Source organism: Caulobacter sp. BK020, from assembly GCF_004342605.1.
GTDB lineage: Bacteria > Pseudomonadota > Alphaproteobacteria > Caulobacterales > Caulobacteraceae > Caulobacter.
In genome coordinates, this window is sequence record NZ_SLZL01000019.1 from 17,669 (window position 1) to 31,053 (window position 13,385).

At 68.0% G+C, this 13,385-nt stretch carries 16 protein-coding genes and 1 tRNA gene; 3 read left to right on the forward strand and 14 right to left on the reverse strand.

Translation table 11 applies throughout. The features are described 5' to 3' along the window. Positions 1–29: 29 nt before the first annotated feature. From EV278_RS19400 to rplJ, 4 genes are all read right to left on the reverse strand, one after another. Positions 30–2,402, reverse strand: coding sequence for a glycoside hydrolase family 31 protein (locus tag EV278_RS19400; RefSeq protein ID WP_207905532.1), 2,373 nt, complete (start codon positions 2,400–2,402; stop codon positions 30–32). A gap of 94 nt (positions 2,403–2,496) precedes the next feature. After that, positions 2,497–2,655, reverse strand: a complete 159-nt coding sequence (locus tag EV278_RS24100) for a hypothetical protein (RefSeq protein WP_165916711.1) — start codon at positions 2,653–2,655, stop codon at positions 2,497–2,499. Positions 2,656–2,952: 297 nt separating this feature from the next. Beyond that, positions 2,953–3,336, reverse strand: a complete 384-nt coding sequence (rplL, locus tag EV278_RS19405; protein ID WP_132095120.1) for a 50S ribosomal protein L7/L12 — start codon at positions 3,334–3,336, stop codon at positions 2,953–2,955. 44 nt (positions 3,337–3,380) lie between these two features. Then, positions 3,381–3,899: a 50S ribosomal protein L10 gene (gene rplJ, locus EV278_RS19410; RefSeq protein ID WP_019848607.1), complete on the reverse strand. Its 519-nt coding sequence runs from the start codon at positions 3,897–3,899 to the stop codon at positions 3,381–3,383. A gap of 538 nt (positions 3,900–4,437) precedes the next feature. Between rplJ and EV278_RS19415 the strand changes: the two genes are divergently transcribed. After that, entirely contained in the window at positions 4,438–5,805 is a 1,368-nt protein-coding gene (locus tag EV278_RS19415; RefSeq protein ID WP_132095122.1) for an alpha/beta fold hydrolase, read from the forward strand. Between the two features lie 101 nt (positions 5,806–5,906). Here the strand turns inward: EV278_RS19415 and EV278_RS19420 are convergent, their stop codons facing one another. The 6 genes from EV278_RS19420 to EV278_RS19445 form a co-directional block, all read right to left on the reverse strand. After that, positions 5,907–7,151: a TIGR03862 family flavoprotein gene (locus tag EV278_RS19420; protein ID WP_165916712.1), complete on the reverse strand. Its 1,245-nt coding sequence runs from the start codon at positions 7,149–7,151 to the stop codon at positions 5,907–5,909. After that, positions 7,148–7,543, reverse strand: coding sequence for a type II toxin-antitoxin system VapC family toxin (locus tag EV278_RS19425; protein WP_132095124.1), 396 nt, complete (start codon positions 7,541–7,543; stop codon positions 7,148–7,150). The genes EV278_RS19420 and EV278_RS19425 overlap by 4 nt, the downstream gene beginning before the upstream one ends. Continuing rightward, positions 7,543–7,782, reverse strand: a complete 240-nt coding sequence (locus EV278_RS19430; protein ID WP_132095126.1) for a type II toxin-antitoxin system VapB family antitoxin — start codon at positions 7,780–7,782, stop codon at positions 7,543–7,545. Before EV278_RS19430 ends, EV278_RS19425 begins: the two co-directional genes overlap by 1 nt. Before the next feature lie 120 nt (positions 7,783–7,902). Continuing rightward, positions 7,903–8,592 (reverse strand): 50S ribosomal protein L1, encoded by a 690-nt coding sequence (gene rplA, locus EV278_RS19435; protein ID WP_132095128.1) that lies wholly within the window; start codon positions 8,590–8,592, stop codon positions 7,903–7,905. Between the two features lie 4 nt (positions 8,593–8,596). After that, positions 8,597–9,028 (reverse strand): 50S ribosomal protein L11, encoded by a 432-nt coding sequence (gene rplK / locus EV278_RS19440; RefSeq protein WP_007661528.1) that lies wholly within the window; start codon positions 9,026–9,028, stop codon positions 8,597–8,599. Positions 9,029–9,339: 311 nt separating this feature from the next. After that, positions 9,340–10,308 (reverse strand): SDR family NAD(P)-dependent oxidoreductase, encoded by a 969-nt coding sequence (locus EV278_RS19445; RefSeq protein WP_132095130.1) that lies wholly within the window; start codon positions 10,306–10,308, stop codon positions 9,340–9,342. A 105-nt stretch (positions 10,309–10,413) separates the two neighbouring features. Here EV278_RS19445 and EV278_RS19450 point away from each other — a divergent pair, with 105 nt between their 5' ends. After that, a complete protein-coding gene (locus EV278_RS19450; protein ID WP_132095132.1) occupies positions 10,414–10,992 on the forward strand; it encodes a TetR/AcrR family transcriptional regulator in 579 nt (192 codons plus the stop codon). Positions 10,993–11,030: 38 nt separating this feature from the next. On the opposite strand, the gene EV278_RS19455 is transcribed toward EV278_RS19450, so the two are convergent. Continuing rightward, positions 11,031–11,786 (reverse strand): MauE/DoxX family redox-associated membrane protein, encoded by a 756-nt coding sequence (locus tag EV278_RS19455; RefSeq protein ID WP_132095134.1) that lies wholly within the window; start codon positions 11,784–11,786, stop codon positions 11,031–11,033. 84 nt (positions 11,787–11,870) lie between these two features. Here EV278_RS19455 and EV278_RS19460 point away from each other — a divergent pair, with 84 nt between their 5' ends. Next, positions 11,871–12,278, forward strand: coding sequence for a MerR family DNA-binding protein (locus EV278_RS19460; RefSeq protein WP_132095136.1), 408 nt, complete (start codon positions 11,871–11,873; stop codon positions 12,276–12,278). 64 nt (positions 12,279–12,342) lie between these two features. Here EV278_RS19460 and nusG read toward each other — a convergent pair whose 3' ends face one another. From nusG to EV278_RS19475, 3 genes are all read right to left on the reverse strand, one after another. Continuing rightward, a complete protein-coding gene (gene nusG / locus EV278_RS19465; protein ID WP_028038086.1) occupies positions 12,343–12,900 on the reverse strand; it encodes a transcription termination/antitermination protein NusG in 558 nt (185 codons plus the stop codon). A gap of 8 nt (positions 12,901–12,908) precedes the next feature. Beyond that, positions 12,909–13,235: a preprotein translocase subunit SecE gene (gene secE, locus EV278_RS19470; RefSeq protein ID WP_057186324.1), complete on the reverse strand. Its 327-nt coding sequence runs from the start codon at positions 13,233–13,235 to the stop codon at positions 12,909–12,911. A 64-nt stretch (positions 13,236–13,299) separates the two neighbouring features. Further along, positions 13,300–13,375: transfer RNA gene (locus EV278_RS19475), tRNA-Trp, on the reverse strand. Positions 13,376–13,385 lie beyond the last annotated feature (10 nt).

Here is a 13,385-nt window from a genome sequence, read left to right on the forward strand (position 1 = left end):
CCCGACGCAAGTCGGGATGAGTGGAGCCGTTAGCGAACCACCTGCACCGCCGCCAGCGCCTGGGCGCTCAGACCTTTGTCGCCCATGGCCGTCAGCTTGCCGGCCTTGTCGTCCCAGTGCAGCTTGACCGTCTTGCCGACACCCTTCTCGTAGGCGTTGGTCACGCCGTCGTCGTCATACAGGGTGAAGTCGGCGTCGCGGCCCGGATAGACCTTGACCGCGCTGATGGCCTGGGGCTGCGAGGTGTTCTGGATCGGCGCGCCCATGGGGATGATCGAGCCGGCGCGGACGAACAGCGGGATGGTGTCGATCGGCGCGTGGACGCTGATCGTCTGGCCGCCAGTGAACTTCTTGCCGGTCCAGTAGTCATACCAGTCGGCGCCGGCCGGCAGGTAGACGTCGCGGTCCTCGACGCCCTGGTCGGTGATCGGAGCCACCAGGAACGCCGGGCCGAACATGTACTGGTCGCCCAGGTTGACGACCTTCGGATCGTTCGGGAAGTCCATGAACAGGCCGCGCATGAACGGCGCGCCGGTTTCGTAGGTCGAATGGCCCATCGAATACAGGTATGGCATCAGGGCGTAGCGCAGCTTCAGGTACTTGGCGACCACGGCCTCGGCGCCCTTGCCGTACGACCACACCTCGGTGTCCTTGCGCATGCCGTGCACGCGCAGGGTCGGGGTGAAGGTCCCGTACTGGAACCAGCGGGCGAACAGTTCCGGATAGTCGTTGTTCTGGCCCACCACGTCACGGGCGTCCGATGGATCCAGCAGCGGCGGCTTGGTCGCCGTGGTGGTCTGGGGCAGCCATTGCCAGCCGCCGATGTCGTTGCCCCAATAGGCGAAGCCCGAGGCGGTGAAGTTCAGGCCCGTGGGCACCTGGCGCTTGAGGGCTTCCCAGGTCGGCTGGATGTCGGACGACCAGAACAACGCGCCGTTGCGCTGGGCGCCGATATAGGCGGCGCGGGCCAGGATCAGGTTGCGCTTGTCGGGACGGTCGCGGCGCGAGCCCTCGGCCACGCCCTGGGTGTGGACCAGCGGGAAGACGTTGCGGTAGCGGTCGCCCGAGCCGATGCTCCAGAAATAGCCTTCCGGCACCAGGTCCGGCTCGGTCTCGTCCAGCCAGAACCAGTCGAAGCCCTTGGAGGCGATGTTGTCGCGGATCTTGCCCCAGAACCATTCGCGGGCCTGGGGATTGGTGCTGTCGATCAGCCCGCCGGTGCGGTCGCTGCGGAACGGCAAGCCATCGACGACCTTGCCGTCCTTGTCCTTCAGCAGCCAGCCCTTGTCGGCCAGATAGTTGAAGTAGCGGCCTTCCTTCTCGAAGCGCGGCCAGACGCTGATGATGCTGTGCACGCCGTTGTCGTGCAGCTCCTTGTTCATCGCGGCGGGATCGGGGAACGCGGCTGGGTCGATGTCCAGCTGGCCCATGCGGGTCCAGTAGAACCAGTCCAGCACCATCACGTCCAGCGGATAGCCGCGGTCGCGATAGCCCTTGGCCACGTTCAGGATCTGGGCCTGGGTCTCGTAGCGGGCCTTGGACTGGATGTAGCCGAACGCGGCCTTGGGCGGCAGCGGGGTCACGCCGGTCAGCTTGCGGTAGCCGGCGTAGATCTCGTCATAGCTGCCGGTGATCACGAAGAACGACACCCGCTCGCCGACCTTGGACTGCCACAGGGTGCGGCCGTTGACGGCCGGATAGACCTTGGTTTCCGACGGATTGTCCCAGAGAACGCCATAGCCCTTGCTGGAAACCAGGAACGGCACGCAGACGGTCTCGCCATGCGGGGCGTCGTAGTCGTGCTTGCAGGTGATCGACCGGCCGCGCAGGTCGAGGATGCCTTCCTGGTTCTGGCCCAGGCCGTAGAAGTGCTCGTCCGCGCTGGTCGAGAAGCTGGCGCCGGCCTGGTAGGTCCGCTCGCCGTTGACCACGTGCGGCGACATTTCCCAGCCGTTCATAGCCACCAGGTCCGAGCCGTCGGCCTTGCGAATCTTGACCGAGACCGGCGGCAGGGACGGCGCGAAATAGCGGTCCATCTGCGACGGCGCGCCCGGCCAGGGCTGGGCGACGACTTCCAGCGACAGGGCGCCGGACGTGAAGATGTCGGCCCCGGCCTTCTGGTCGTGACGCCAGCCCTTGACATCGCTGTCGGCCAAAAAGCCGTAGCCGGGCGCCGCGGCGACCAGATCCTTGTCCTGGCTGATCGTCACCCGCACGATGTTGGGGGCGTAGGTCTCGACCGAGACGTAGGAGCCGTTGCGGTCCACCACCGCCATCGGCGCGGCCTGGGCGGCGGCCACCGGCATGGCCAGGTTGCCCGCGACGCCGACGGCCAGCGTCAGGGCCAGGCCCGAGACCAGTCCCGCCGACCAGCGGCGCGCGCCCTTGTTTAGCCGATCCATCGCTTCTTCCCCGGAAATGTTACCGCTATCTCTTGGGCGCATGGCTAGAGGTGCGGCCGGGCAGCGTCAACAGGATTGATACCAACAATGACGCTCAACCGCGCCGGACGGCCTTGCCGACTAGCGAAAGCGCCAGGCCGATCAGGCAGACGAAGAAGGCGATCTTGGCCAGGCCGCCGGCCACGTCGACGACGAAACCCAGCACGCCGAACACGATCATCAGCACCAGCAGGATGGCGGCCAGCTTCAGCATGGGCTGATAACGCCCACCCCGCGGCAAGGGTTGCCGCTTTATATCAGATGCTGAGGTCCACGAAGTTGGGCACGGCCAGGCCGTTCTTGGCCTGGGCCTTGGCGCCGTCCATGGCGTCCTTGATCCTGGCCTTCACGGCGGCGTCGATCCAGCAACGACCGCGCCAGAACGCCGCAGGCGGTCGGGCAAAAGAAAACGGCCCCGGAGGTTTCCCTCCGGGGCCGTCAACTTGCGTCAGAGGCTGACGCCGGCAGTCCCTCACGCCCCCTCCTCAGAAGGCTTGGGCGTGGGCGTGAATTACTTCACTTGGACGGTGGCGCCGGCTTCGGTCAGCTTCTTGGCGATTTCTTCGGCGACTTGCTTCGAGACGTTTTCGACGACGTTCTGCGGAGCGCCTTCGACCAGGTCCTTGGCTTCCTTCAGGCCCAGGTCCGGACGGACGCCGCGGACTTCCTTGATCACGTTGATCTTCTTGTCGCCGCCGTTCGTCAGGACGACGGTGAATTCGGTTTGCTCTTCGGCGGCTTCGGCCGGAGCAGCGGCGGCGCCGCCGACAGCGGCGACGGCGACCGGCGCGGCGGCCGAGACGCCCCACTTTTCTTCGAGCAGCTTGGACAGCTCAGCGGCTTCCAGGACCGACAGGGTGGACAGTTCTTCAACCAGCTTTTCGAGCTTGGACATGGGTAAGTTCCTTAGAGGATGAGGGATTTATGCGGAGATGACCGTTACGCGGCGTCTTTGGTCGCATAGGCGTTGAAGACGCGCGCCAGTTGGCCAGCCGGGGCCTGCAGGACGCCCGCGACCTTGGTCGCCGGAGCCTGGATGAGGCCGATGAGCTTGCCACGGATCTGGTCGAGCGACGGCAGCGTGGCCAGGGCCCGCACCGCGTTTTCGTCCAGAACGTTCGTCTGGCCCAGGATGCCGCCGACCAGCTTCAGCTTGTCGTTTTCCTTGGCGTACTGGGTGACGATCTTGGCGGCCGAAACAGGGTCCTTGCCATAGGCGATGGCGACCGGGCCGGTGAACAGGGCGTCGCCCTTTTCGCCGATCGAGCCGTCCAGAGCCTTCTGGACCAGGGTGTTCTTCACCACCTGGAACGTGCCCTCTTCCTTGCGGAGGCGGGCGCGCAGTTCAGTCATTTCCGCAACGGTCATGCCCGAATAGTGGGTCACGACGACAGCGCCGGCGCCGGCGAAGACGCTTTTCAGCGACTCGATCGACTCCTGCTTTTGAGCGCGGTCCATTGCGGTCTCCTACTCAATTACAGCGGCCGGACCATTCCGGCAGCCAAATGCGCGTCCCACGCGGGATCGCTCCCGCACGCGAGTTGCATCAGCCTGTTCCAAGGAAAGTCAGCCGCGCGTCCCATCCCGGAAGGAGGAATTGCGTGGTCTTGTCCATCCCTGTCTCCCGACGGCGAGGAAGGGCTCTTCCTCGATTATGGCGTTGGTGACCCCACGCCCCGCAGTTCTCAAACAGGATCGCCGCCGGGCGAGCCCAGCGGAGAAGGGGCGGCGTATAGACGGTTTGGGGACGGATTTCAACCGGGGCTCCAAATTGAATCCCTCACCTCTCAGCCGTCATTCCGGGTCTTGTGCCCGGAACCCCTCCGCCCGCCGCAAGTGCGGGAGGGGCGGTTCGCTGGCGAACCGCTTGCGTCTCACGTGTCAGCTGAACCAGGGGTTCCGGGCACAAGGCCCGGAATGACGGCTGAAATGAGGGCGCGGGCTAGCGTCCCTCCGGGGTTTCCGCATAACAGAAGTCGCAAAAAGGGGACCCGTCATGACACGCCTGTTCGCCGCCGGCCTAGCCGCTCTGATGCTGGCTGGCTTCGCCACGCCCGTCGACGCCGAGCCGCGCTTCGCCCCGATCCCGCAGGCCGTGGTCGCCGACCCGGCCCGCGATCCGGCCCACCCGGCGGACATGGCTGTCTTCACGGTCCCGACCGGCGGGGTGCGGGTCAACGCCATGATGTACCTGGCCTCGGGCGACCGGCCGCATCCTACGATGCTGATGCTGCATGGCTTTCCCGGCAATGAGACCAACATCGACCTGATGCAGGCCGTGCGCCGGGCCGGCTGGAACGTGATGCGGATCAACTATCGCGGCTCGTGGGGCAGCCCCGGCAAGTTCTCGTTCGCCGGCAGCCGGGCCGACGGCGAGGCCGCCCTGGCCTTCCTGCGCGACCCGGCCAATGTCGCCAAATACCGCATCGACCCGAGCCGGATCGTGGTGGCCGGCCACAGCATGGGCGGCTTCATGGCCGCCGACGCGGTCGCCGCCGATCCCAAGGCGGCCGGCGCGATCCTGATCGACGCCTGGGACATCGGCAAGCAGAAGGCCGACCTCGTCGATCCGACCAAGCGCAAGGCGGCTCTGGAGGGCCTGCGCGAAAACACCCCGCCCCTGGCCGGAACCAGCGCCGAGCTGCTGGCCAGGGAGATCGAGACCACCTCCGCCAAGCTGGACCTGGAGGCGCTCAGCGCCCGGATCGCCGACCGGCCGCTGCTGCTGATCGGCGCCGAGCACGCCGGCGCGCCGACCACCCGCAAGCTGGCCGCCGCCGCCCGCCAGGCCCAGAACTCGCCCAAGGGGACGCTGACCGAAGCCTACATGGACACCGACCACAGCTTCTCCGACAGCCGCATCGCGCTGGAGGCCGAGGTCATTCGCTGGCTCGGCCAGTTCGATCCGGCCTCGGCCAAGGTGGGTACGCCGGGAATCCCGCTGAAGGCGGCCTATGACGAGACCAACCCGTTCGCCCGGATCATCCGCGGCGAGCTGCCCATCTTCAAGGTCTATGAGGACGACCAGGTGCTGGCCTTCATGGACTACGCCCCGGCCGAGCCGGGCCACGTGCTGGTGATCTCCAAGACCTCCAAGGCCCGCAACCTGCTGGAGATCTCGCCCCAGGACCTGTCGCGGCTAATGGCGGTAGCGGCCCGGGTCGGCCAGGCCCAGGTCGACGGCCTGGGCGTCGCGGGCTTCACCATCGTCCAGAACAACGGCGTCGGCCAGAGCGTGCCGCACCTGCACATCCACGTCATCCCGCGCGTGGCCGGCAAGCCGCTGATGTTCGTCGAGAACGCCAAGGGCGATCCGAAGGAAATCGAGGCGACGGCAGCAAAGATCAGAGGGGCGATGAAGTGAGCCCATCCTCTTCATCCGCTCATCCCGGCGAAAGCCGGGACCCAAACTGATTTTCAGAAAAGAGCCGCGCCGCTCGAAGAGTTGCGATCGAGCTTGCTGGCTCAGCTTGGGTCCCGGCTTTCGCCGGGATGAGCGGAGAGAACGGTCAAGGCTTGGCGCGCCGCCGCCACGCCGGTCGCGAAGCAGGCCTGCAGCAGGTAGCCGCCGGTCGGGGCCTCCCAGTCCAGCATCTCGCCGGCCACGAACACGCCGGGCGCGGCCTTCAGCTCCAGGCCGTCCAGCGCCTCGAACGACAGGCCGCCGGCGCAGGAGATGGCCCGCTCCAGGCCTTGCGTCCCGGTCAGCACGATCGGCGCGGCCTTGATCGCCGCCGCCAGGGCGTCGGGCGCGACCGGCAGGGCCAGGCCGTGCGCCTCGCGCAGCAGACCGATCTCGACCGGCGACAGGTGGGCGGCCTTGCGCAGCCAGCTCGACAGCGATTGGCCGCCGCGTGGCCTGGACAGGCGCGCCGTCAGCGGGGCCAGGGGGATGTCGGGCCGCAGGTCGATCTCCAGCGTCGCCGAGCCCCTGGCCTCGACCGCGTCGCGCAGGGCCGCCGACAGCGCATAGACCGCCCCGCCCTCCAGGCCATAGCCGGCCGCCAGGGCGTCGCCGCGCGAGGTCCGCCCTTCGAAGCTCAGGGCCACGTTCTTCAAGGGGGAGCCGGAGAACCGCTCGCGGAACACCTCGGTCCAGCCCACGGTGAAGCCCACATTGGCCGGCCGGAACGGCGTCACCGCCGCGCCGCGCGCCCCCAGCCAGGGCGCCCACGCGCCGTCCGAGCCCAGTCTCGACCAACTGGCCCCGCCCAGGGCCAGGATCGTGGCGCGCGGCCGCACGCGGCGCGGTCCGTCGGGCGTGTCGAAGGTCAGGTCGCCGGCCGGGTTCCAGCCGGTCCAGGCCGAACGGAGGTTCAGGGCCACGCCCTGCCCTTCCAGCCGCGCGATCCAGGCCCGCAGCAGGGGTGAAGCCTTCAGCGCCGTGGGGAACACCCGGCCGCTGCTGCCGACGAAGATGGCCTGGCCCAGCCCCCCGGCCCAGGCCACGAGGTCGGCCGGCGTGAAGGCCTCCAGCATCGGCCGCAGGACCGGCGCGGCGTCGCCGTAGCGGGCCACGAACCGCTCGAAGTCCTCGGAATGGGTCAGGTTCAGTCCGCCGCGCCCGGCCATCAGGAACTTGCGGCCCAGGGTCGGCATGCGCTCGAACACCGCCACCGACAGCCCGGCCGCGCTCAGTACCTCCGCCGCGATCAACCCGGCCGGCCCGCCGCCGACCACGGCGACGTCTGGAGTGACGACGAGGGTCACGCGGGCTCGATGTCGGTCAGCGCGAAGTCGTCGCCCTTGTAGAGCAAGGGCACGCCATGGGTCTTGGCGCAGGCGTAGGCGAAGCAGTCGCCCATGTTCAGCTTGGCGGGGTGAACGCCCTTGCCGAAGCGAGCATGGGCGTCGAGGGCGATCGCGCCCTCCATGGCGCCGATCTCGACCAGCCGCGCGCCAAAGCCGGCCTGAAGATTGCTCAAGCGCGTGTTCGCTTCCGCCACGGTGTGCTCCGTCTCTCGCACGATGACCCGGACGGTCTCCCAATTGGCGACAGCCGAGGTCAGCACGACCTCGGCGTCGATCAGGGCCTCTCTGAACTTGGCGCGTTCGGGCTCGTTGAGGGCGATGGCCGACCAGGCCGAGGCGTCAACGAACATCAGTCGCCGTTGATCATGTCGATGAATGCGCGGTCGGCCTTCAGGCCCGTTCGCGGGGCCGCGTCGAATTCAGCGAGAACGGCGTCGATCTTGGCCAGTTTCTCGGCCCGCGCCTTAGCGTCCGCCTCGCTCGCGCGGCGAACGGCCAGCTTGATGGCGTCGGTGATGCCGACGCGGTTGTTCTCCGCGTATTGGCGCACCATGGCGTCGGCTTCCGGGTCGCGAACGTGGAAGGGCATCTGAACCTCCGTCTAGACGGAAGATAGCATTGGCTAGACGAGCCAACAACTCGCGCCCGAAACGCAAAGCGGGCGCTGGATCGCTCCAGCGCCCGCTCGCTTGGTTCAGGTGTCGAAGGCTCAGGCGTTGACCGAGGCGACGTCGACCTTGAAGCCCGGGCCCATCGTCGAGGACAGGCCGATGCGCTTCACATAGACGCCCTTGGCGCCCGACGGCTTGGCGCGGTTCAGCGCTTCGACCAGGGCCTTGACGTTGACCAGCAGGGCTTCGTCGCTGAACGAGACCTTGCCGATGCCGGCGTGGACGATGCCCGCCTTCTCGACGCGGAACTCGACGGCGCCGCCCTTGGCGTCCTTCACGGCCTGCGCGACGTTCGGGGTCACGGTGCCGACCTTCGGGTTCGGCATCAGGCCGCGCGGGCCCAGCACCTTACCGAGGCGACCGACCAGGGCCATCATGTCCGGGGTCGCGATGACGCGATCGAAGTCCATGAAGCCGCCGGCGATCTTTTCGTACAGGTCTTCGGCGCCGACGTGCTCGGCGCCAGCGGCGGTCGCTTCGGCCGCCTTGGCGTCCTTGGCGAACACGGCGACGCGGACGTCGCGGCCGGTGCCCGACGGCAGGTTCACCACGCCGCGGACCTGCTGGTCGGCGTGACGCGGGTCGACGCCGAGGTTGACCGAGATCTCGACGGATTCGTCGAACTTGGCCTTGGCGTTGGCCTTGACCAGGGCGATGGCGTCGGCGACGGCGTGGGCGGCGTCACGATCGCCGGTCCAGGCCTGGATGCGCTTGGGTTGCTTGGCCATGGTCTTAGGCCTCCACGATCTTCAGGCCCATGGCCTTGGCGGAGCCTTCGATGATCTTGGCCGCGGCCTCGAGATCGTTGGCGTTCAGGTCCTTCATCTTCTTTTCGGCGATCTCGCGCAGCTGGGTGCGGGTCACTTCGCCGACGGTCTCGCGACCGGTCAGCTTGGCGCCGGACTTCAGGCCGGTGATCTGCTTCAGATAGTGCGTCGCCGGAGGGGTCTTGGTGACGAAGGTGAACGACTTGTCCTGATAGACCGTGATGACGGTCGGCAGGGGGGTGCCCTTTTCGACGTTCTCGGTGCGCGCGTTGAACTCCTTGCAGAAGCCCATGATGTTGACGCCGCGCTGACCCAGAGCCGGGCCGATGGGCGGTGAAGGCGTGGCGGAGCCGGCCTTCACCTGGAGCTTGATATAGCCCAGGATCTTCTTAGCCATTGTATCCTCTCGTGAGGGCCGGAGCCCTCGCTGGTGAGCCGTGGTGCGGGCTTGGCGTCCCTCCCACGGATTTGATCTCGCCGCCCGCGTGATGCGTAACGACAAGCGCGCCCCGGGACGGGGTCCTGGGGCGAAGGCGCGGCATGTAGCAGGTGGGGGGCGGAGAGTCCAGCGGAGGCGGGCGGGACGAACGGATGGCGAAAACCTCGTCCTTCGACAAGCTCAGGATGAGGTTTTCGATTGCCGAGCCCTGCGCAGTGATCCTCGTCCTGAGCTTGTCGAAGGACGAGGATCACGCACGAGATAGACCCCTAGAACGTCTCGCCGACCATCCGCTCGCTCAGCGCCCACAACGCCCGGGCGCGCGCCGGATCGAGGGCGTAGGAGCGCACGCCGGCTCGAATCTGCGATGCGTCCTCGACCAGCTCGGCCACGTGGCAGTCCTCGCAATAACGCCCGGCGACCTCTTCGACCGGCGCCTTGACCCCGGCCCAGACGCTGGTGGCCGCGCCTTGCGGAATGGTCTTCCACTCGATGGGCGGCTGGCCGGCGGCGGCGGCCTGGGCGTTCAGCTGGTCGATCCATTGCTGGATGAAGGCCGGATCCAGGTGACGGGCCAGTTCGGTCTGGATGCCGCCGGGATGGACGGCCGTGGCCCGCACGCCACGATCCTTGTGGCGGCGGTCGAACTCGACCGCGAACAGGATGTTGGCGGTCTTGGAGCGGCCATAGGCCTCGAACGGCACGTATTCGGTGGTCTCGAAGTTCGGGTCCTCGAGGTTCACGTCCGAGAAACGATGGCCGGACGAGGCCAGCGACACCACGCGCGAGCCGGCCTTCAACAGACTGGCGATGCGGTTGATCAGCACGAAATGGCCCAGGTGGTTGGTGCCGAACTGGGTCTCGAAACCGTCGGCGGTCTTGCCGAACGGCGGGGCCATCACCCCCGCGTTGGCGATGACGAGGTCGAAGGCCTGGCCCTCGGCGACCAGGGCGTCGGCGCAGGCGCGCACGCTCGCGAGGTTCGCCAGGTCCAGTTCGACCAGCGTCAGGGAGCCGCCGCTGGCGGCGGCCGCGTCACGGACGACGGCCGTCGCGCCCTGCGCCTTGGCCAGGTCCCGGGCCGCGCCGACCACGTCGGCGCCGTGGGCGGCCAGGACGCGGGCGGTCTCGACGCCCAGGCCGGCCGAGACGCCGGTGACCAGGACGCGCTTGCCCGACAGGTCGACGCCGGCCAGGACGTCGTCGGTGGTGGATTTGGCGCCAAATGGCTCGCTCATGACTCTCGGTTCCCTTGCAGGGTTGTTGTTCGAGCCTGCCGAAGAGGTTAAGTGGAGGAAGGCTCCGGATACATATTCGGAGGCAACCTCCGCTTTTCAAGGCCGATGCCCGAAGATTCCGAATCCAAGCCGCGCAAGCCCCGCGCCGACAGCCTGCGAAACCGCGACCTGCTGCTGACGGCGGCCAAGGCGGCCTTCACCGGCCTGGGCGCCGAAGTCCCGCTGGAAAAGGTCGCGCGGCGGGCCGGCGTCGGCATCGGCACCCTCTACCGCCACTTTCCGACGCGGGAGGCCCTGATCGCCGCGGTCTATGCGCGCGAGATCGGGCAGCTGGCCGCCTCGGCCGACGCCCTGCTGGCCGAGCGCGCCGCCGGCGAGGCGCTGGACGCCTGGCTGAACCTGCTGATCGACTACATGGCCACCAAGCGCGTGGTGGCCCCCGCCTTGCGCGCCGATCCCGGTGAAGGCTCGAAACTCTACGCCAGCTCGGGCGCGACCATCCTGCCGACCCTGGAGCGCCTGACCGAGGCCGCCCGCGCCGCGGGCGACATCCGCTCCGACATCGGTTTCGAGGACATTCTCCGGATGATGAGCGGCCTCAGCCTCGGCTACGAACAGCCCGGCTGGGACGCCGGCGCACGGCGGCTGCTGAGCGTGATGATGGCGGGCCTGCGGGCGAAATAGCGCTTCCAGCCCGCCGGCGTACGCGGCCGTGAAGGCCGCTACATCGCCAGCATCCAGATGGCCATCGCCACCATCATCAGGTTCTCGGTCAGCGACACGAAACCCAGCGGCACGTTGCTGTCGCCGCCGACGCAGGCGCATTTCAGCTCGCGCTTGTCGATATAGACGGCCTTGAACACCGACACCGCCCCGACGGTCCCGATGAACAGCGCCACCGGCGCCGACAGCCAGATCAGGGCTCCGGCGACCATCAGCACCCCGGCCCCGACCTCGGCGAACGGATAGATGCGGCCGTAGGGCGGCCAGCGCTGGGCCAGCAGGTCGTAGCCCAGGAACATGGTCGAGAAGGTCTCGACGTCGCGCAGCTTCAGGACGCCCAGCACGCACATGGAGAAGGCGATGAACCACTGGACGGCGTGGACGGTCAGGGCCTGGCCGCTCATGGCGTAGCTGGCGGCCAGGGCCATCAGGGCGGTGACCGCGAACACCGCGATCACCGGGGTGTAGGTCAGGGCCTTGGGGTCGCGCACCTTCAGGCCGAAGTGGCGGCGCAGGTCGTCGTAGCCGCCGATCCGGCGACCGTCGATGAAGGCCTGGGGCGTGGTCGCCACCCCGTGGGCGGCCTTGAAGACGTCGATCTCCTCGCGCGTGGTCAGCAGGTGGTCCTCGACGGCGTAGCCCCGGCGACGCAGCAGGTCCTTGGCGCGCAGGCCCCAGGGGCAGGTGTGCTGGTCGGTGACCATCCGGTGCAGGACGGCGGTGCGGGGCGACGGCGGGGCGGCGGGGACGCTCATGGCGGGATCTCCGGCTTGTTCGAGAACGGGACCCCGCCCATATGGGTTCCGTACCCTGGTACGGAGTCAAGGGGCGGCGAGGCGATGAAGACGATGACGATCGCGGGCCTGGCCCGGGCCGGCGGGGTGGGCGTGGAGACGGTGCGCTACTACCAGCGGCGCGGCATGCTGGAGCAGCCGCCCCGGCCGGACGGCGGCGGCTCGGGCGGCGGGGTGCGGCGCTATGGCGAGGCAGACGTGCGGCGCCTGCGCTTCATCCGCGCGGCCCAGGCGGCCGGCTTCACCCTGGAGCAGATCGCCGAGCTGCTGGCCCTGGACGCCGGCGACGACCACGCCCGGGCGCGCGGCCTGGCCCTGGAGCGCATCGCCGCCCTGGACGCCAAGATCGCCGAGCTCCAGACGGCCCGCGACGCGCTCCGCCGCCTGGCTCGCGCCTGCGGCGAGACCACCGCCGGCCCCTGCCCGATCCTGTCGGCGTTCGAGGGGGCCTGAACAGCAAAAACCCCGCGCCGTTTCCGACGCGGGGTTTTCGAAAGCTTCGGCGGTGAGGCCGCCCCTAGGCGATCTTCTCGACCTGGCTGTATTCCAGTTCCACCGGGGTGGCGCGGCCGAAGATCGAGACGGTGACGCGCAGGCGGGCCCGCTCCTCGTCGACCTGCTCGACCGAGCCGTTGAAGCTGGCGAACGGGCCGTCGGTGACGCGGACATTCTCGCCGACCTCGAACAGCACCACGGTCTTGGGACGCTCGACGCCCTCCTCGATCGTGCCGATGATGCGCTGGACTTCCTTTTCGGAAACCGGCTGCGGCTTGGAGGCGCTGCCCAGGAAGCCCGTGACCTTCGGGGTGTTCTTGATCAGGTGATAGGCTTCGTCCGAGAGGTTCATCTTCACCAGCACGTAGCCGGGGAAGAACTTGCGCTCGGCGTTGACCTTGCGGCCGCGACGGATCTCGACGACGTCCTCGGTCGGCACCAGGATTTCGGAGAAGCTGTCTTCCAGGCCGTGGCTCTTGGCCTGTTCGCGGATGCTCTCGGCCACCTTCTTCTCGAAGTTCGAGTAGGCGTGGACGATGTACCACTTGTGGTTCGGATTGGACGCGGTGTCGGTGCTCATGAGGTTTCTTATCCCGCGGCGATCTTGAGGAGCAGGTTGGCGCCCAGCCCCAGGATCCAGTCGGCGAAGGTGAAGAACAGCGAGGCCAGCACCACCATGATGAAGACCATCACCGAGGTGATCCAGGTCTCCTTGCGGGTGGTCCAGGTGATCTTGCGGGCCTCGGCGCGGACTTCCTGCGCGAAGCGGACCGGGTTGATCGGCTTCTTCGGCGCGGCCGGAGCCTTGGCGGCGGCGGTGGCGGCGCCCCCTTGAGCGGAAGGCGAGAGCGCCGCGGCCGTCTTGGCGGCGCGGTTCTTGATCGCAGACGGGCTCGAACCCGGTTTCCTGGCCATGACTTAAGAGGCTCGCGACTTTCGATAGGTCAGCCCGAAAGCCGGGGTGACCGATGACATATAGTGGCAGGAGTGGAGGGACTCGAACCCACGACCCTCGGTTTTGGAGACCGATGCTCTACCAGCTGAGCTACACTCCTGCGGAACCGC